Source organism: Paucibacter sp. TC2R-5 (assembly GCF_025717605.1).
In the GTDB taxonomy this organism is placed as follows: Bacteria; Pseudomonadota; Gammaproteobacteria; order Burkholderiales; family Burkholderiaceae_C; genus Paucibacter_A; species Paucibacter_A albus.
This window is the reverse complement of the sequence record NZ_JAJIRQ010000043.1, coordinates 1-433: the sequence shown is the minus strand read 5'-3', so window position 1 is coordinate 433 and position 433 is coordinate 1. Positions and strand designations below refer to the sequence as shown.

Below are 433 nucleotides of genomic sequence, written 5' to 3'. Positions count from 1 at the left end.
GCGTCGTCCACCATGTCGCACTTGTTCAGGAAGACGATGATGTACTTCACGCCCACCTGACGAGCCAACAAGATGTGCTCGCGGGTCTGTGGCATCGGGCCGTCAGCGGCCGAGCAAACCAGAATCGCGCCGTCCATCTGGGCCGCGCCGGTGATCATGTTCTTCACATAGTCAGCGTGGCCTGGGCAGTCCACGTGTGCGTAGTGACGGCCGGCCGTCTCGTACTCAACGTGAGCGGTGTTGATCGTGATGCCGCGGGCTTTTTCTTCCGGTGCTGCGTCGATCTGGTCGTAAGCCTTGGCCTCGCCGCCGAACTTCTTCGACAGCACGGTTGCGATAGCAGCCGTCAGCGTGGTCTTGCCATGGTCAACGTGACCGATCGTGCCCACATTGACGTGCGGCTTGGTACGTTCAAATTTGCTTTTTGCCATTT

Annotated in this window: 1 protein-coding gene; it reads right to left on the bottom strand. The window is 59.4% G+C overall.

All coding sequences use genetic code 11. From position 1 onward, the window contains the following. Positions 1-431: GTP-binding protein (locus tag LNV08_RS22995; RefSeq protein ID WP_263536069.1), on the bottom strand; the 431-nt coding region annotated here is incomplete at its 3' end. Positions 432-433 lie beyond the last annotated feature (2 nt).